Genomic DNA, 17,543 nt, shown 5'->3' with positions numbered 1-17,543 from the left:
CTGGCACGGTGGCACCCACTTCTGCCCCCATTCTCAACTTTGCGCCTGCCCGTCTCTTGCTTCTTGCTTACCTCTGTCCTGGCTTGACCTGGTTTTTGTTAGGCCGACCTCCCTGCGCTTCACCGAATGAGCGTGTTGGTGAGATAGGGCGAGGTGAAGGTTGTGCGCTCTCCTGTTCGTCTGCCAGGTACAGGGAAGAGCCGCGCCGCCAGTGGCTTTTGCAGGCGCATGGCCAGGGCGGCGACGTCGAGGAGGAGGCCGGCAATGGTCTGCTCGGGGCTGTCACCCGGCAGAGGAATGGTGTCCAGTCCTGTGCCGCAGACGGCGGAGTAGAGCAGCAGCTGATGGACGTGCAGGCGCCCCTCTTCCCAACGTCTCCCCAAAAGGGCGTCCTCTAATACGGGCAGCATGAGGCCACAGTAGCCGCAGGTGGGCAGAGTGGTGCTTTGGAGGCCGCGGGTGATGGCGGCAGCGACGGTCAGGGTGCCAGGATCACCAATGAGGCCATAGCCACAGGCTTCGAGGGCGGGCACGATGCTCTCTTCGCCGAGGGGGGCAGGCGAGAGGTCGAGGCCGTTGTAGTGAAGCTGGTGCTCGTCGCTGAGCGCACGCGCCAGGGCAGCCAGCGGCCCCAGTTGCTCTTCAAGTGTGTGGCGAACGATGGCGCTGATGGCTTCTGGGGCCAGAGGACGGCCCCCCTCTGCCGCAGCGGCGCTGAGGGCCTGGCCGAGGAGAGCCGCGCTTTGGAGGCCGAGACCCAGGCTGGCCGGACCGCGATGGTAGGCGGCGGGAAAGAAGGGACAGCCCGGCTCGACACAGGCAAGCATGGCAAAGCGGAAGTTGCCATCGCCTTCAGGGGTCTCTCGGGCTAGACGGAGCATGAGCCGGGCTACGGCAGGGGCCGCTTCCTGGCGCAAACCCTGCGCGCTGCTGGCCAGCAGGACACTGGCGTTGAGCGCCGGACCAGCGATGAGCAAATCGGCAAGCAGGGCCAGGCGGTCAAGTGGAAAGGTTGGCTGGGTGACGAGAGCTGGGCCAAGCGAGCAGAAGGCAATTTCGACCTCGGTCAGCATCTCCTGTAGCTCGCGCCCGTAACGCTCGATGTCCCTGGCCGGCCAGACGGCCAGGTCGCTGAGCAGCGGACGGGTGGCCAGGCGAAGTGTCTGTACCTCATAGCCCACCTCTTGCAGACGGGCGGCAATGGTTCGCAGTTGCTGGGCCAGGCGCCGGACAATCGCAGGTGTCAGCGGATGCGGCTCGGCTACGCCCAGGGTGATGGTGCGAATGGGGACCATTGTTGCTGACTCCTTTCCTCCCTCGTTGCTATCCGTATACAATATCTCCAGGATACGCTATTTGAATGCAGGCCGCCAGCACGCCAGCCCCAGCCAGGCCATGAGCCAGCAGCGGGCAGGCCACCGAGCCACGTGCGAGGGGCCGCGCCGCCTCCGACGGCAAGCTTCCAGGGAGAGAGGTGACAGCCAGGCGCTATGTCCACGACCTCAGAGACCGCGCAGCAGGCTGGCGTCTGCTTTTTGTGCTCTCTTGCTTCCTCGACTCGTCCCTGTGCTGTTCCTCGCCTTGAGGGCTTCCTCCTCGCCGCCTGGGAACAATCAGCCGGCTCCACGGCTGGTGAGCGCTCCGGTGAACGCCTGCCCGGCGTGCTCTTAAAAAGTGCTGAGGGACTTGTCTCTCTCCAGTTGACCCGCGACTACCGGCGCCTGGTGCAGGAGCTGCGGGCCCGTGGGCGCAGCGTGCGAGGGTTGCGGCTGCGCGTCTATCATCTGCCTAAGCCGGCCCAGCGCACCGAGCAACACGGGCGTCCTGTGCTCTCCTATCGCGCTGATCCCTGGACGCTGGTTGTGGTGGAGCCGGACACATTGCTCAATATTACAGACTTGCTTTATGCTGAATACTGTCCTCGCCAGTATCTGCTTCAGCGCCTGCTTCCCAGCGAGGCAACCCTGGAAACGCTGCGCGGAACGCTGGTCCACGCGTGCTTTAAGGAGCTGTTGAAGGCCCATGACCGCGGCGCGCTGACGGCGGAAAGCGGTCAGGCCCTGGCTCTGCTGCGTCAGCAATTGCGCCAGGCATTGGAGCGCAGCCGCCTTGAGCTGGCGCTCTTGAACATCGGTCCAGAGCAATTGGAGGCAGAGGTGGCGCCCCACTTGGAGAGCCTGGCGAACTGGTTCGAGCAGCAGCGCAGTACGCTGTGGGACGTTCCTTTGTCGGCTGAGGGGATCGCAGGCAGCTTGGAGGAGGGCAGCGATCATTTGGTGCGCGCTGAAACGTTTTTGCTGGCGCCAGAGCTTGGCCTGAAAGGGCGTTTAGATCTGCTCTGGCAGCAGGGAGAGCGGCGGCGCTTGCTGGAACTGAAGACGGGCGGCGCCTCGGGTCCGCTGCCGCGCCGCAATCATCGCTGGCAGGTGCACGGCTATCACGCGCTCTTGACTGTCCGCCGCCAGGCTCGCACGCAGAAGGCGCTGGCGACTCTGCTCTATAGCGGCACCCCTGGCGAGGCCCAGGCTTTTGGGATTCCCTTCTCAGTCCGCGAGCTGCAGCAGGTGAATGAGCAGCGCAATCTGCTGGCGATCAGCCACGTCACTGGCGAGCCGTGCGCTCCACCAGGACCGGCGCGCTGCAGGAAGTGTGCGCTGTTGGAGGAGTGTCGCCTCGTCTCCTGGCTGCTGGATTGGGAGCCGCCGGCGCTCGCTGCCACGGAAGGGTCAACGGCTGACTCAGGTACGCCCGCGCTGCCATCGCTGGCCACCTCGCTCACAGAGAGCGATCGAGCTTTCTTTGCTCGCTACTACCACTTGCTCCAGGTCGAGGGACGAACCAGCGAGCAGGAACAGGCTCTGCTCTGGCAGGCACCGGTTGCTGAGCATGTGGCGCGCGGGATGGCGATCGCCGGGCTGACTCCTCTGGAGCCACCACAGCCTACTGAGCAAGGCGAGTGGGTGCAGCGCTTCCGCTGCGAGAACCGCTCGGAGCTGCGCAGCGGCGATGAGATCCTGCTCTGCGACGGCCATCCCCTGGATGGTGAGGTGGTCACGGGGACCATCCTGGAGATCGGCGCGCGCGAGGTGGCTGTCTGGACACCTGAGCTGATCGCCCATCCAACTTTGATTGAGCGCCACTCGACGGATGTGGTCCATCTGCGCACGCTGCAGAATCTCTGGCGCTGGTTGCACGTGGAGCCGCGCCTGCGCGAGCTGGTCTACGGCCTGCGCCGTCCGCGCTTCAGTCGCGAACCGGTGGCGCCACGAGGAGACTTCAATCGTGAGCAGAATCTGGCGGTAGAGCGCGCGCTCCAGATGCAGGATTATCTGCTGATCCACGGTCCGCCAGGCACAGGGAAGACGGCAGTCATTGCGGAGATTGTCAAACGCCTTTGCCAGCGCGGCGAGCGGGTCTTGCTGGCGGCCTTCACGAACCAGGCGGTGGATAATATGCTGCTGCGCCTGGAGGCAGAAGGTTTCCATGATTACTTGCGTCTGGGCCATGAGCGTAGCGTGGCCGAGGGCGTTCAGGAGCATCTCTTGAAGCATCTGGCACCGCTCTCGTCGAAATCAGAGCCGCTAGCAGCGCAGGAGGACGAGGGGGGAGCGGCGCCCGGCCTGACGACCGCCGAGCTGCGGGCCATTCTGCGGACGCTGCCTGTGGTGGCCTCGACAACAGCCACCTGGTCTTCTGAGCGCTATGCGCCCGAGGGAGCGCAGGAGGATGGGACTGGCTCGCTGCTGCGTTTCGATGTGGCCCTGATCGATGAGGCCGGCCAGTTGACGGTTCCAGCTCTGCTCGGAGTCTTGCGCTTTGCGCAACGCTTTATTCTGGTGGGCGATGAAAAGCAGTTGCCGCCGCTGGTGCTCAGCCGTGAGGCGGCGGAGGGTGGGCTGCGCGAGTCGCTGTTTAGCCTGCTGAAGCGCCGCGATGAGGAATATGTGGCCGCGCACCCGGGAACCGAGAGCGCCTGCGTGGCCCTGACAACTCAGTATCGGATGCATGAGCAGATCGCCGCCTTCCCTTCGCGCGCTTTCTATGGAGGAGAGCTGCGCGCCCATCCGACGGTGGCGCGGCGTCAGCTCAGCTTGCGCGGGCCAGCAGGGCCGCGCCTGGGCGAGCGCCCGGCTATTCTGCATGCGCTGCGTCCCAGCCAGCCTGTCATCTTTCTCGATGTGACCACTCCCGAGAGCGAGGCCCGCCTTAGTCAGGCTGAGGCCCGCCTGGTACGCGAGCTGGTGACGGCTTTGCTTGGGCGCGGGGTTGGTCCATCACAGATCGGGATCATCGCCCCCTATCGCGCTCAGGTGGCGAATCTCCGCCGTCATCTCGTGTGGAAACAGTACGGCGCCCCTCATCCGGCTTTGACAATCGATACGGTCGATCGCTTCCAGGGCGGCGAGCGGGCGGTGATCATTATCTCGTTCGCTACGACGCAGCCACCACCCCCGGGAAGCCTGCTCTACGAATTTCTGACCGATGCCCATCGCCTCAATGTGGCCCTAACCCGCGCTCAGCGCAAACTGATCCTGGTCGGGCATGCTGCCGCGCTGGAGGGGCTGCCGATCCTGGGTGATCTTCTGAACTACTGCCGCGAGCTGGAGGCCTTTATTTCAACGGAATAGGAGCGAGCCAAACGATGGAGGAGCAGAAGCGCATTTTAGTGGTTGGCAGCCTGAATATGGACCAGGTGGTGCAGGTGCCGCGCCTGCCGGTGCTCGGCGAGACATTGCTGGGCGCCGGCTCGTTGAAGCTGGTGCCCGGTGGAAAAGGCGCCAACCAGGCGGTGGCAATGGCCCGTTTAGGGGGTGCCGTGACGATGGCTGGTCGGGTGGGCCGCGACCCCTTTGGGCAGCAACTGCTGGTCGCTCTGCAGACGGCGGGCGTCTCTACGGAACTGGTGGCCATTGATGCGGAGGAGGCCAGCGGTACAGCCTTTATTTTCCTGGTGGAGCAAGACAATGCCATCATTGTGGCAGCGGGTGCCAATGGCCGCCTCGGGCGCGACGCCGGGCACCTGGCTCGCATCGAAGAGGCCCTGGCACAGGCCTCGGCTGTGGTCTTACAGCTGGAGATTCCGCTGGCAACGGTTGAGCATCTCATCAAGGCGGCGCGGGCGGCGGCTGTGCCGGTAGTGCTGAATGCCGCTCCGGCACAGCCTTTAAGTCCAGACCTGCTGCGCCAGGTCGAGCTACTGATCGTTAACGAGCACGAGGCCCAGGCGCTGGTGACAGCCCTGGGGACGCCGCCCGATTCTAGCGTGACCACCGCTGCGTCCAGGGAGCCAGAAGCGAAGGATGTTCTGACTCAGGCGCGCGCGCTGGCTCTGCGCCTGCATGAGCATGGGGTAGCGACAGTAGCGGTAACCCTGGGAGCGGCAGGGGCGCTGCTGGTCACCCGCGAGAGCCAATCAGGCGCAGGCCCGCTCATCCTCCACGAGCCAGCCCCACGCGTCCAGGTGACCGATACGACGGCGGCTGGCGATTGCTTCGTGGGCGCTTTGACGGTCGGGCTGCTGGAGGGCCAGCCCCCCGCCCAGGCGCTGCGCTTCGCGGTCTATGCCAGCGCCCTGAAGGTGACGCGCTTCGGCGCTCAATCCGGGCTGCCGAGTCGGGCTGAGGTGGTGGCCTTCCTGGCCGGAGACTCATCTCCAGCTTAGCCTCCAGACGGAGCCTGCCCTGGCCTGCCGGCCTTTTTTGACAAGGCTGGCACCTTGCGCTATATTTATGTGGAGTAATCCCTACTATGCTACTTGGAATATTGGGTTATCAGCAGGGAAGGAGCAGCACACTATGCCCCAGATCAATGAGGCCGAAGTGATCGAGGCCCTGCGGGAATGCTACGATCCAGAGATTCCTGTCAATATCTACGATCTCGGCCTGGTCTATGGGATTGATATCAATCAGGAAACAGGTCACGTGCATATTAAGATGACGCTGACGTCAATGGGCTGCCCATTGGTGGGCGACGTGATGTCCGAGGTTGAGATGCGCGTCAGCCAGGTCGAAAACGTCAAGTCATGCGATGTGGAGATGACCTTTGATCCCCCCTGGACTCCCGATCGTATGAGCGAAGATGCGAAGTGGGAGCTGGGCCTGATCTAGCCAGCACCGGAGTCGCTCCTGGCGGTCGCAGGATCAGATCAGTCTTTGCCTGGTGACTACGCCCGCTTGCCGCTGACGACCCCGTCCCAGCCCTACCGCAGGCACGTGACTGTCCTCCGGCGGCGCTTCACCGCCTCTGTCCGCTTTCTGTCGCGACATTGGCCCACTGCCCGCCGGCTGCGATCCGTCACGTGTTATTTTTTTCTCTTGTTAGTCTTCCCCTCGCCAAAGTAGTGTGTTATACTGAGTACCATCAATCAATACATTTATCTTCATATTATGAAAGGATGAGGAGCACCAACTTCCGCTCTGGAAGGGATATCTCAAGTGTCTTCTTCCACCCCCTGCGCTGCATCTCCAGCCCTGGCCAGGAAGGAGGACAAAGGCGTCGCACTCACAGCCTGACAAGCTGGCGCGGCGCCACTGACGGGGCCTGAGAGCTAAGGCACGAGGCTGAGTAGAGCATTTTGGTCCCGATCTTCCGCAAACAGCTTGCTTGAAGCGAAAAATCCATTGAGGCAATGGACAGCACCACTCAGTGCGAGCGAGCATAGAAGCTGAAACCTCTCTCAGCACAGATCAGGAGCCTTCCGCGCGAGCTGAGGATGCGCTTGCAGAGGGAATCCGCCGCACGAGGATGCTGAAAATTGAGAGAGCAGGAGGTTTGAGAGGTCTCATGGTCAGGCACTGTAAGTTTTGCTACGCAGCGGTGCCGGAGGATTATACCACGTGCCCTGTCTGCGGAGCAGCGCTAGGGGTGGGTCAGGGTCAGGATCAGGCTGGGGCAGTTGGGCAAGCTGGTGATCTGCCAGCCATCTCTTCGGAGGCCACGCCAGCCGCTCCCAGAGACAGCGGAGCTAGCCGGGAGGCGCCAGGTGGAACAGCTCCCCCTGGCGCGCATGCAGCAACGCCGACGCCGCAGAGGGCGTGGTACCCCTCCCACCTTCAGCGCAGCGAGTTCTCGACAAAAAGCGGTTCTGTCCTGTCGCGCTCGTCGCGGCTCGGCTTCATCTTGATGCTCTTCTTGTTTGTGACGGGGCTTGGTCTGCTCATCTACGGTGGCATTTATCATCCGGCACAGTTGCATGCAGGGGCCACGGCCACGGTCAGCGCTGCTTTGACGGCCCTGACCCAGGGCACCGCCCAGGCACAGGCCCATGCTACAGCGACCGCCATCGTCCAGGCCCACGCCACAGCCACCGCTGCTGCTCAGGCGACCGCCGTCGCTGCGGCCACCGCCACCGCCGAGCAGGCGACCTATACGGCGGCTACCCAAGGGACCCCAACCCTGACCGATCCCCTGACCGGGCAGAACGGCAACCAGTGGACACTGGACGGTAACCTGCGCGAGGGCTGTTCCTTCTCCGGGTCTAGTCTGCATTCGCTCGTTGCCAGCGACCATGTTTTCATCCCCTGCCTGGCTTTGGCTACGAACTTCGCCGACTTTACGCTGCAGGTCCACATGCGACTGGCACGCGGCGATGGCGGCGGCCTGGTCTTCCGCGCGAATGCCGATAGGGGCACCGGCTATCTCTTCTTCGTCGGTAGTGATGGAAACTATAGCCTCATGCTCTCTGACGGTACACAGGCCAATGCCCTGGTCGGCGGCCCAACGCCAGCCATCCATACAGCAGCTGGCCAGGACAACTTGCTGACAGTGATTGCCCGCGGATCATCGATTCTTCTCTATGTAAATAAGCAATACGTAGGAAGCGCTCAGGATAAGGACTTCAGCGCCGGGCAGATTGGTGTCTTCGCTATTGATCTTGGCCATGTAACCGATGCTGCCTTTTCTCAGCTCCAGGTCTGGGCGCGCTAATTGCCCCTGCCTTCCCTGCCGCAGGGCAGCCCCAGACCAGTGCCAGAGATAGCCCAGGGCTAGGTCTGGCTCTCGTCTTGCATGCTGCCGCTCTCAGCTCGCTTCTGACAAGCTATGATGAGATCTCTTGGCATAGATTGAAAAGCATGTTATGCTGAAGATGCTTTAGGGAGTCACTACGTCCAGCCCTTGAGGAGGATCTTCTTTCCTATGCAATGCCAGATTTGCAAGGCCGAGTTGCCCGCCGAGGCACGAATCTGTCCCTCCTGCGGCGCTCCTACTCCTTACAATGTGCTGGAGCCAGAGAAGGAGCAGACACCGCCGTCGAGTACGTTCGACAGCCCGGACGATACGCTGATTAAGCCCCGCTCGGGGAGCAGCGAAGCAACCGGCGCCGGGGACAGTGAGCGCACGTTGCGCGCGCCCTATAGCGAGCCTACGCTGCGCGCGCCTTCACGCTGGCAGCAACCGCAGACACCGCCAGCCAGCTTCGAGGGGGAAGCGGTTGCTCAGCAGAGAGAGGCCCAGACGCCAGGCATGGAGAGCGAGCGCCCTCGGACCAGTGCCGAAGCGGGCGCGACACCAGCGGTTGGGCCGTCGAGTGGACCAGCGCCAGCTTCCAGCCCCAGCAGTTTAACGCCGGTGCTGCCGCCACAGGAGGCGGCCACTAGCTACGGCTGGGTGCCGCCTACCGGAGCCGGAGCCAGCACTCCTTCCTACCCCGGTCTGAGTGGCACCTTTCCGGTCCCGCCTGTGCCTGCGCAGCCACCAGCCCAGTCTCAGATTTCGGGGACGCTACCCGCGCAGCCACCAACGGCTGGTTCGTCGCCTCAACCCTCCAGTCAGGTCGGCCAGAGCGGCCCCTCAACGCCACCGGGCTATCCGCCTGGGGTAGCTCCGCAGTCAGGATCTTCCAGCCCCATCGGCCCCGCCCAGCCTGGCTACCCTCCTGCATTCTTGGCGCCCGGCCTGACGCCGGGGGCAGGCGCTACCAGAGAGGGCGGCGCCTCCTTCCCCCAACAAGGGCAACCCAGCTGGCCACCGTATCCACAGCCAGCGCCAGGCCCGGTCTTTCCTCCCACTCCATCCGCGCCAGGCCAGGCCAGAGGAGGGAGGTCTACGCTGCTGCTCATCCTGGCCATCCTGTTGATCTGTGTCATGATCTTGCTGGGAAGTGTCGTCTACCTCGGAGTCATCCGCCCCGGTCAGGAGCACGCCGCCGCCACAGCAACGGCCCAGAGTGCGACGGCCCTGGCCCTCAACCATCAGACAGCTACAGCCGTCGCCCAGGCGAATGCTACAGCTACTATGACCGCGCTGCAGAATAATCCCACGGCATTTTATAGCTATATCACGGCGCAGACACCCCAGGTGAATGACTCGCTGGCCAGCCAGAGTGCCAGCAATTGGGACGATACACGCAATAACGACGGCAGCGGCTGCCAGTTCAGCAATGGCGCCCTGCATATCTTGACTACCAGCAGCACCCCAGCCTGGGCCTGCGCGGCTAACGCCCTGACGTATCATAACCTGGCCTTCCAGGTCGATATGACGATGGTCAAGGGCGACAAGAGCGGCCTCCAGACAATGGGGGGCCTGGTCTTCCGCCTCAACGAGGGTGCGCGCAGCTTCTATAGCTTCACGATCAGCCCCAGCGGCGCCTACCTGCTGAGTAGGGTCAGCAACGGAAATGTGACCTATCTCTCCGATGGCGTCAGCACTGCCATTAACGCCAATCTCGGCGAGAGCAATACCTTGACCGTCATTGCTCAGGAAGATACGCTCATGCTGTTCGTGAATCAGCACTACCTCTCTACGGTCCACGATGGTACGCTGACGAGCGGCATAGTCGCCCTCATTGCCCTGAACTCCGGCAAGATTTCCGCCGATGCGGCCTTTCAGAACCTAAGAATCTGGCGGCTGTAGGATGCCCTTAAGGTGGGAAGAAGCAGGGCCAGCCGATGAGATCAGATCAGGGTCGCAGGCCCAAGTGCAGGGACGCTGGCCAACACGGCACGGGGATGGGGCACGCTCTGTCCCGCCCTCTCCGAGACTGCCAGCCCTCCCTCTCTCTTCTCTCTCGCCTGGCCGTTTCCTTTTGAGGAGCGACTATCTTCGACCCCAGTCCATCGCCGTCCTGCCAGGACCAGCCGAGGCTAGTCCTGCAAGCAACGTTCATGCTATAGTAGCAGAGAGGAGCACAAGGAGAGGAGCTTACTGTCAAGCGAGGGAGCGCTATCTATGCCCGGAAAGCAGCAATCGAGCCACCCCCAGTTAAGCGTCAACGGTCCAGAGCCGGAGCAGCTGCCGGTTCACAGGAGGAAGCCAATGACGACGGAGGGCAGCGAAGAGTCTGCTGAAAGGCCAGCAGGGGTGGAAGAGCAGGCTGAGACAACGGCACTCGTGAAAATGCCTGCTGCTGAGCCAGTCTCTTTCCGACAGCGGCCTGCTGGACTCTCACGCGGCCAGTGGTGGCTCTATGGCTCGCTCGCCGTCCTGCTGCTGCTGGCAAGCACGGTTCTATTGGTGATGCTGACCACAGGACAGGCCACGGCTGTGCTTCAAGCCCAGGCCACAGCGCGCGCCCAGGCCACACGCCATGTCCTGGCCAGCGCCAGCGCCCAGGCTGCCGGCACGGCCCAGAGCCTGGCAACCCAGCAGGCAGCTATTTATGCGACCGCCACGGCCCAGAGTCTGGCGACGGCTCAGAACAGCCAGCTCACGGCAACGGCTACCACCTACGACGAGCGCCTTAGCCAGATTACCCAGGGTCACCCAGATTTCAGCGACGATCTGAGCACTCCTGACGAGTCCCACGGCTGGGACCAGGGTTTCAGCGATGCCGGTACCGGCTGCTTCTTCAACAACGGCGCCTATGAGGCCAGGGCCGGCCACTCCGGGCTGTTACAGCCCTGCCTTGCCCACAGCACTAACTTCAGCCAGTTTGTCTATGAGGTCCAGCTGACAATCACCAGCGGCCAGGAGGCTGGCCTGCTCTTCCGCGCCAGCGCTGATGGTCAGAGCTACTATCTTTTCCGCGTGAGCATCAATGGCTCGTTCGCCCTCGATCTCTACCAGGGCAAAACGGCCCAAACTCTGCTGACCGGCTTCAGTCCAGCGATCAGTAGCGGCCTGACGCAGACGAATATTCTGGGGGTACTGGTCAGCCAGGATAGCATCGCGCTCTATGTCAATGAGCAGGCCGTGGGAAGCATTAATGACCATACGCTCTCAGCGGGGGCGATCGGCGTGGCCGCCATCGATGATCAGCAGCCCTGTGTCGCTCAGTTCAGCAATGCCCAGGTCTGGGTCCTTCACCAGTGAGCAGCCTGCATCGCGGCCTGGAGGCAGAGAGGCCGTGGCCACCAGGCCGGAGCGCTGTGGCCATCTCGTCAACTCGACTCCCCCAGTCCCGGCATGGTTGACAGAGCGCCTCCGCCTCTGCTATCCTATCGTACCAGAAGCGGAGCAGAAACGACCAATAACACAACCATTGAGTAAAGGCGAAGAACAGGACAAGTACCTCATGCCTGCGAGCGCCAGAGAGCTGCGGGTTGGTGCAACGCAGTGCCGGGGATGAGGGAATCCACCTGGGAGTCCACGCGATGAGCGTTTGCGGTGGCCTCCGTTAACAGGCCAAATGAGGGATTGCTCTACGCAGCCAGCCCCCGGGGCCTCTTGCCCTCTGACTGGCCTGGCCGGCGACAGAGCATCCGAACAAAGGTGGCACCACGATCGACGCAGCAATCAGCGTTGTCGTCCTGGCAGATAGTGGACGATAACGCTTTTTTTATTGCCGCGGGACCGTTACAGGCTGCCAGTTGTCAGACAGGCAGACAGGCGCCCCCCTGGCCGTTGCTGGCCGGTCCTCTCGCCTTGCAGCCAGGCCGGAGCATAATAGCCGTTGGCACGCGGCCAGCTACAGATTGAGGCACAGGACAAAAGTCTGAGAACGAGAAGAGCAGAAGGAGGGATTTTCGTGCTGGATCTCGGCTTTATTCGCAATCATCCCGAGCTTGTCAAGGAGGCTGTACGCCTCAAGCAGAGCGATTTTGATGTCGACCAGTTTCTGGCCCTTGATCGCCAGGTCTTAGAGCTGCAACACCAGGTTGAGACGCTACGAGCCGAACAGAACCAGATCTCGAAGCGGATCGGACAGGCAGGCAAAGATAAGGAGCTGCGCGAGTCGCTCATCGCCCAGGGCAAACAGCTGGCGGCGCGCCTCAAGGAGCTAGAGCCGCAGCTGGAGGCTCTTACCGAGCAGCGTCAGCAGCTTCTCTATCTGGTACCGCAGATTCCCGATCCTTCGGCCCCAGTCGGCACAAGTGAGGAAGATAATGTTCCGGTGCGCTATTGGGGAGAGAAGCCGCAGTTCGATTTTCCGCTGCTGGACCACTACACGTTGATGCAGAAGCTGGATCTGGTCGACATGGAGCGTGCGGCCAAAATCGCCGGCTCGCGCAGCTACGTGCTCAAGGGCGACGCCGCGCGCCTTGAAATGGCGCTCCTGCACTTCGCTCTTGATCGCATCGCCGCTAAGGGCTTCACGCCCCTGATCGTGCCAGCGATGGCCCGCGAGTTTTGCTTTATCGGCAACGGCCAGTTTCCGCGCGGACGGGACCAGGTCTATGCTCTGGAGGGTGAGGATACCTTCCTCGTGGGGACCGCTGAGGTCTCGATTACGGGCATGTTCAAGGACGAGATTCTCAGCTATGAGGAGCTGCCTCTGACCTTTGTTGGCTTCTGCCCCTGCTTCCGTAAGGAGGCCGGCACCTATGGCAAGGATACGCGTGGCGTCTTTCGCGTCCACCAGTTCAACAAGGTTGAGCAGTATGTGATCTGCGAAGCCTCACACGAGGAGTCGGTGCGCTGGCACGAACAGCTGATCCGCAACGCCGAGGAGCTGGTTCAGGCTCTGGAGATCCCCTATCGCGTGGTCAACGTCTGCACCGGCGACATGGGCGATGGCAAGGTCGGCATGTACGATCTGGAATGCTGGGTTCCCAGCGAGGGCCGCTATCGCGAAACACATTCTTGCTCGTACTTTCACGACTGGCAGGCGCGGCGCGTCAATATCCGCTATCGCGATCGTGATGGCAAGGTGAAGTTCGTGCACACACTCAATAACACAGCCATCGCCTCGCCGCGCATTCTGATCCCGCTGCTGGAGAATCATCAGCAGCCCGATGGCTCGGTACGCATTCCAGAAGCTCTGCGCCCCTATCTGGGTGGACAGGAGGTGCTGCAGGCACGCCGCTGATCATGACTATCCGGCTTCCGTTAGCCCGCCGCCTGCTAGCCGGCGAGCGCCAGCTCCCCGCTGGCGCCAGGCTGGAAGGCCAACTAGGTAAGAGGGATGATTTCCCCGCGCGGGCTGCCGCTGGCGTCTTCAATGTAGAGGCGTCCAAGCGTACAGACTGGCTGACTGCGCCGATCGGTAGCGCTGCCGGGATTGAAGAGCAGCAGCCCATCTTGTTGACGCAGATAGGGAACGTGGGTGTGGCCGAAGATGACGCAGCGCGCCTGCGGAAACTCGCGGCGGGCCGCCTCCAGGCGCGCCTCCTCCTCGCTGCGCCGCCGGCGCGCGCTGTCTGGGCTGAGGATATGGACGACACCAATGCGACAGCCGCCGATCACCAGCTCGCGTTTGAGGGGCAGCGCCCTCCGCACTTCATCACTCTCGACGTTGCCCTGCACAGCTACGACGGGCGCGATGGTCTCCAGCTCGCTGATGACGGAGAGCACCGAGAGGTCGCCCGCATGAATGATCAGCTCAACATCGGCAAAATGACGCCAGATGGCCTCGGGCAGGGCCTTGAAGCGCGGAATATGGGTATCCGACAGGACACCGATGATGTGTTCCATCGGCTCTTACCTCCGTTGCAGCAGACAGGCCGGTCGGTCCATGACAAGCGGGAGCCGCGCCAGACCAGAGACAGACAGGTCCGCCCCAGGCAAGAAGCCAGCAGGTGGCAGCCAACCTGGAACCTAGCAGCTGCCTGGCCCGGCGGGCAACGAATCGCCTGCTCTTGTCGCTCGCTCTAAGGAGAGGATAGCAGATTCACCAAATCATGCGGCGCCGGAAGCCCCGGCGTTGACGCCTGGGGAGGAGGCGCCGCAGGAAAGACGCTCTGCCTCTCGGCGGGATACCCCCTTGACAAGGATCGTCAAAGGGGTTACCATCAACGCATGAAACAAACGATGCTCTTGAAGCTGATACCAACTGAAGAGCAACACCATGCCTTGTTGGAAACGATGCACGCCTTCAACGCCGCTTGTAATTACGTGGCTGAACAGGCGTTTCTTGCAAAAGTTGCCAACCAATTTACATTGCAGAAGATGACCTATAGGCAGGTGCGTACGACCTACCGTCTGTCTGCACAGTTGGCTATTCGTTGCATCAGCAAGGTCAGCGATGCATACAAGCGGGATAAGAGCATCAAACCCACTTTCAAGCCAGAAGGTGCTATCGTCTATGACGAACGGGTGATGAGCTTCAAGGGCTTGACGCACGTCTCTCTTTTGACGCTGCGTGGCCGCGTGCTTGTCCCCTTCCTCATCGGTCAGTATCAAGCGGCCCGTATGCAGGCTATCAAAGGGCAAGCTGATCTGATCTATCGTCAAGGCACCTTCTCTCTGGCAGTGACCCTTGATGTTCCCACGCCGGACCCCCAAGAAGCGAGTGACTTCCTCGGTGTTGACCTCGGGATCGTCAACCTGGCAACGGATAGCGACGGGGAGTCCTTTCGCGGACAGGCCGTTGAGGCCACTCGCAAACGGTCTCATGCATTGCGTCAACGTTTGCAGAAACGCGGCACGAAGTCCGCAAAGAGACACCTCAAGAAACTGTCTGGCAAACAGGCCCGGTTCCAGCGTAACACCAATCATGTCATCTCCAAACGGATTGTGCAAAAGGCGCGTTCCCTCGGAAAAGGAATAGCGATAGAAGACTTAAGGCACATTCGGTCTCGCACCGAAGCACGGTTAAACAAGTCTCAGCGTTCTCGCCATTCCAATTGGTCTTTTGCTCAATTGCGTTCCTTCCTCTCCTACAAGGCTGCTCTTGCAGGCGTTCCTCTGTACCTTGTTGACCCTGCCTACACCTCTCAAAGATGTAGCGCCTGTGGGCACTGTGCCAAAGAGAACCGCAAGAGTCAAGCGGTCTTCTGTTGCACCAACTGCGGCATGTCGATGAACGCTGACGTCAATGCCGCCCTGAACATAGCGAGGGCCGATGTCAAGCGGCCTCTTGTCTCGTCCGGTAGCCGAAAGGAATCCACCCCTCTCGGCGCGTAAAGACAGGGACAAGCCCCTGCATTTATGCATGGGGTACTTGACTATGCGCATCGCCATTATCTCCGATATTCATGGGAATCAGGTGGCCCTGGAGGCCGTGCTGGAAGACCTGCATCGCCAACCGGCGATCGATCAGCTGGTCATCGCCGGCGACCTCTGCTTGAATGGTCCCCGCCCGCGCGAGGTGCTCACCATTGTCCAGCAGCTCGGCTGCCCGGTCATCAAAGGCAACGTCGATGAGGAGGTGGTGAACGCCGCTCCCGAGAAAGGGCGCAAAAAACAGAGCACTGTGGCCTGGACGCGCGAGCAGATCGGGCCGGAGGGCATCGCCTATCTACGCGACCTGCCTTTCTCCTATCGCGTGGCTAATCCCAACGGCAGCGATGCCCTGGTCGTTCATGCCAACCCGCGCAACCTGGAGGACGCCATCGCCCCTAACGCTTCCGATCAGGAGCTGGAGCGCTTGCTCGGTGGCCTGGATGAGCGGATCGGCGCCCTGGCCTTCGGCCATCTGCATATCGCTTATCAGCGACGCTGGCGGCGGCTGTTGCTCTTGGATGTGGCTAGCTGCGGCCTGCCACGCGATGGAGATCGGCGCGCCGCTTACGGTATTCTCAGCTGGCAAGGCAGCGACTGGGAGGGCGAGATTCGTCGCGTGCCCTATGACCTGGAGGCCGTCGTTGCACAAATCCGTAGCAGCGGCATGCCCCATCCCGAGCGGCGCATCAAGATCCTGCTGGAAGCCCACTACTGAGGTTCTGCGGCAGCCAGCCTGGAGCAGTGGCCGCAGAACACAGAGCAACGGGGCGCCGGCAGTGGTGGGGAGTCGCCACAGCCTGCGCCCCGTTGTCAAGGTGAAGCGCTGAAGCGGAGCAGCTATCTTTACCTACAAGACATGCAATAATTGACAGAAGATACAGGTACAGGTAGCCGGATGACCAGGAGCATGCTCAAGCAGCGACGGCGGTTGCTCGTTACGGGGCAGCTCCTGCAGCGGCATCGCCTCCTCACCGAGGTAACTGGCAGCATCGCCGATATCAACCAGCTCAAGCTCACGCATAATTTCTTTCAGTTCACTCGTAGTCGCCATGCTCAATGAACCCTCTTCTCTCGCAGGACACTCAGCCCCGGGACGCAGAGAGCCCGCACGAGTGGACACTCCTGCTGCAACAGAGGGCACGCCCCACATTGCATCAGGAAATGTTCGACAGAAGACTCCGATTCGATAAATTTCAATAATTAAGCGATAAAACCAGGCTCTGATTGACCTCACCCCGCTCACTGGAAGCGTCGAGGCCGCTGCCAGCAAGGGACAAGCCAGTCAGGGCCTTTTTTCTCCGCTCGGCCAGAGAGTCGGCGCGGTCACCGAGCAGGAAGCCTGATAGCTTCCACTTAATATATACGTGTCCGGGTTGACATTCATCGCTGTAAGTGCAAGCGAATAGACCGGTTGGGTCAGGCAAGCGAGCAAGAAGCGGGCCAGGAGGGTCTGGGGTTGTCGGTCTGGCGCGCAGATGAGCGCTCTTGCGTCACAAGCGGTCAGGCTCGACGAAGAGGTCGCCAAATCAGCACGCAGGAACAAGGAGAAGAAAGAGCAGCGGGGTGGAGACAGAGAGAGAGAGAGAGAATGGCGGGGCAGCAGCCTGTACTGGCCCGACTCAGGGGTGTTGTTCACCTGCGTTGCTCACCGGCTGCCCCCTATCCTGCGGGGCCGCAGACAGGAGGCAGCCGGTCGTCATGAGCAACCACACACCAGGGCAGACAGGGAAGAAAAGGAGCGAGCTAAGAAGCCTGACTAAAAATGAGACTGCTGGGCGGCCACCCCGGTGAAATCTGACGAGATCGGCTTAACGCCGGCAGGCTGGGTAGCATCAACCTGATAGATCACAGAATCGCGCGTTGGCACGCGTTGGTCGGGCGTCGAGCCATAGTGCGCGGGCGGCAGCAGGCCCCCCATATCCACCGACTGCAGTGACTCGAAGGCCCGGAAGAGGCCATCGCGCGTCAGATCACCGTTCTCCATTGCCTTCTTCAGAATGGCGTAGGTCACATAGGACTCGGCATAGCCAAACTCGAAGTAGCCATCGGGCTGCTGCTTCGGGAAATACTTGGCCTGGTCCTGCAACATCTGCGCCATCCCCGGCACGCTCGTATCGCCCCAGGCCGCTCCCTGGGAAACGACCCAGGCCCGGCTGATCAGAGGCTTGAGCGCCGGCACCGCCAGGAGCTGAATCGAGAAGGCCGGGCTTTGCAGAATCCACTGCGGATTGTAGCCCAGCTTATAGGCTGTAGCGATAATAGTCGCCGTCGCCGTCGGCAGC

The 17,543-nt window shown here is 61.8% G+C and carries 12 protein-coding genes and 1 pseudogene; 9 read left to right on the top strand and 4 right to left on the bottom strand.

Translation table 11 applies throughout. The features are described from left to right. Positions 1 to 119 precede the first annotated feature (119 nt). Complete coding sequence (locus IRZ31_RS03710) at positions 120 to 1,295, bottom strand: DUF711 family protein (protein WP_297149662.1); 1,176 nt, start codon at positions 1,293 to 1,295, stop codon at positions 120 to 122. 195 nt (positions 1,296 to 1,490) lie between these two features. On the opposite strand from IRZ31_RS03710, the gene IRZ31_RS03705 reads away from it, so the two are divergent. The 7 genes from IRZ31_RS03705 (at position 1,491) to serS (ending at position 13,186) form a co-directional block, all read left to right on the top strand. Continuing rightward, positions 1,491 to 4,628 (top strand): AAA domain-containing protein, encoded by a 3,138-nt coding sequence (locus tag IRZ31_RS03705; protein ID WP_297149660.1) that lies wholly within the window; start codon positions 1,491 to 1,493, stop codon positions 4,626 to 4,628. A gap of 14 nt (positions 4,629 to 4,642) precedes the next feature. After that, positions 4,643 to 5,662: a ribokinase gene (locus IRZ31_RS03700; RefSeq protein WP_297149657.1), complete on the top strand. Its 1,020-nt coding sequence runs from the start codon at positions 4,643 to 4,645 to the stop codon at positions 5,660 to 5,662. 133 nt (positions 5,663 to 5,795) lie between these two features. Beyond that, the gene (locus tag IRZ31_RS03695) at positions 5,796 to 6,107 is read left to right on the top strand and encodes an iron-sulfur cluster assembly protein (protein ID WP_297149655.1); all 312 of its coding nucleotides are present in this window, start codon (positions 5,796 to 5,798) and stop codon (positions 6,105 to 6,107) included. A 676-nt stretch (positions 6,108 to 6,783) separates the two neighbouring features. Then, positions 6,784 to 7,926 carry a hypothetical protein gene (locus IRZ31_RS03690; protein ID WP_297149652.1) on the top strand — a complete coding sequence of 381 codons (1,143 nt, stop codon included), beginning with the start codon at positions 6,784 to 6,786 and terminating at the stop codon, positions 7,924 to 7,926. 210 nt (positions 7,927 to 8,136) lie between these two features. Next, entirely contained in the window at positions 8,137 to 9,852 is a 1,716-nt protein-coding gene (locus tag IRZ31_RS03685; protein WP_297149649.1) for a hypothetical protein, read from the top strand. A 402-nt stretch (positions 9,853 to 10,254) separates the two neighbouring features. Then, the gene (locus IRZ31_RS03680) at positions 10,255 to 11,250 is read left to right on the top strand and encodes a hypothetical protein (protein WP_297149647.1); all 996 of its coding nucleotides are present in this window, start codon (positions 10,255 to 10,257) and stop codon (positions 11,248 to 11,250) included. A gap of 655 nt (positions 11,251 to 11,905) precedes the next feature. After that, entirely contained in the window at positions 11,906 to 13,186 is a 1,281-nt protein-coding gene (gene serS, locus IRZ31_RS03675; RefSeq protein ID WP_297149645.1) for a serine--tRNA ligase, read from the top strand. Between the two features lie 83 nt (positions 13,187 to 13,269). On the opposite strand, the gene IRZ31_RS03670 is transcribed toward serS, so the two are convergent. After that, on the bottom strand, positions 13,270 to 13,791 hold the full coding sequence (locus tag IRZ31_RS03670; RefSeq protein ID WP_297149643.1) for a metallophosphoesterase family protein: 522 nt from the start codon (positions 13,789 to 13,791) through the stop codon (positions 13,270 to 13,272). Positions 13,792 to 14,115: 324 nt separating this feature from the next. On the opposite strand from IRZ31_RS03670, the gene IRZ31_RS03665 reads away from it, so the two are divergent. Continuing rightward, the gene (locus IRZ31_RS03665) at positions 14,116 to 15,222 is read left to right on the top strand and encodes a transposase (protein WP_297149641.1); all 1,107 of its coding nucleotides are present in this window, start codon (positions 14,116 to 14,118) and stop codon (positions 15,220 to 15,222) included. Between the two features lie 43 nt (positions 15,223 to 15,265). Next, positions 15,266 to 15,976, top strand: coding sequence for a metallophosphoesterase family protein (locus tag IRZ31_RS03660; protein WP_297149639.1), 711 nt, complete (start codon positions 15,266 to 15,268; stop codon positions 15,974 to 15,976). A 132-nt stretch (positions 15,977 to 16,108) separates the two neighbouring features. On the opposite strand, the gene IRZ31_RS03655 is transcribed toward IRZ31_RS03660, so the two are convergent. Continuing rightward, a complete protein-coding gene (locus tag IRZ31_RS03655) occupies positions 16,109 to 16,312 on the bottom strand; it encodes a hypothetical protein (RefSeq protein ID WP_297149637.1) in 204 nt (67 codons plus the stop codon). A gap of 705 nt (positions 16,313 to 17,017) precedes the next feature. Beyond that, a pseudogene (locus tag IRZ31_RS03650) lies at positions 17,018 to 17,543 on the bottom strand (ABC transporter substrate-binding protein); the annotation flags it as partial.

This window comes from Thermogemmatispora sp., from assembly GCF_019683635.1.
Classification (GTDB): domain Bacteria; phylum Chloroflexota; class Ktedonobacteria; order Ktedonobacterales; family Ktedonobacteraceae; genus Thermogemmatispora.
This window is presented reverse-complemented; position numbering and strand designations above follow the sequence as displayed.

Bases quoted from the DNA above. Each gene is read 5' to 3' on its own strand.
- IRZ31_RS03710 (WP_297149662.1), bottom strand. From the start codon at position 1,295: ATGGTCCCCATTCGCACCATCACCCTGGGCGTAGCCGAGCCGCATCCG.
- IRZ31_RS03705 (WP_297149660.1), top strand. From the start codon at position 1,491: ATGTCCACGACCTCAGAGACCGCGCAGCAGGCTGGCGTCTGCTTTTTG.
- IRZ31_RS03700 (WP_297149657.1), top strand. From the start codon at position 4,643: ATGGAGGAGCAGAAGCGCATTTTAGTGGTTGGCAGCCTGAATATGGAC.
- IRZ31_RS03695 (WP_297149655.1), top strand. From the start codon at position 5,796: ATGCCCCAGATCAATGAGGCCGAAGTGATCGAGGCCCTGCGGGAATGC.
- IRZ31_RS03690 (WP_297149652.1), top strand. From the start codon at position 6,784: ATGGTCAGGCACTGTAAGTTTTGCTACGCAGCGGTGCCGGAGGATTAT.
- IRZ31_RS03685 (WP_297149649.1), top strand. From the start codon at position 8,137: ATGCAATGCCAGATTTGCAAGGCCGAGTTGCCCGCCGAGGCACGAATC.
- IRZ31_RS03680 (WP_297149647.1), top strand. From the start codon at position 10,255: ATGACGACGGAGGGCAGCGAAGAGTCTGCTGAAAGGCCAGCAGGGGTG.
- IRZ31_RS03670 (WP_297149643.1), bottom strand. From the start codon at position 13,791: ATGGAACACATCATCGGTGTCCTGTCGGATACCCATATTCCGCGCTTC.
- IRZ31_RS03665 (WP_297149641.1), top strand. From the start codon at position 14,116: ATGAAACAAACGATGCTCTTGAAGCTGATACCAACTGAAGAGCAACAC.
- IRZ31_RS03660 (WP_297149639.1), top strand. From the start codon at position 15,266: ATGCGCATCGCCATTATCTCCGATATTCATGGGAATCAGGTGGCCCTG.
- IRZ31_RS03655 (WP_297149637.1), bottom strand. From the start codon at position 16,312: ATGGCGACTACGAGTGAACTGAAAGAAATTATGCGTGAGCTTGAGCTG.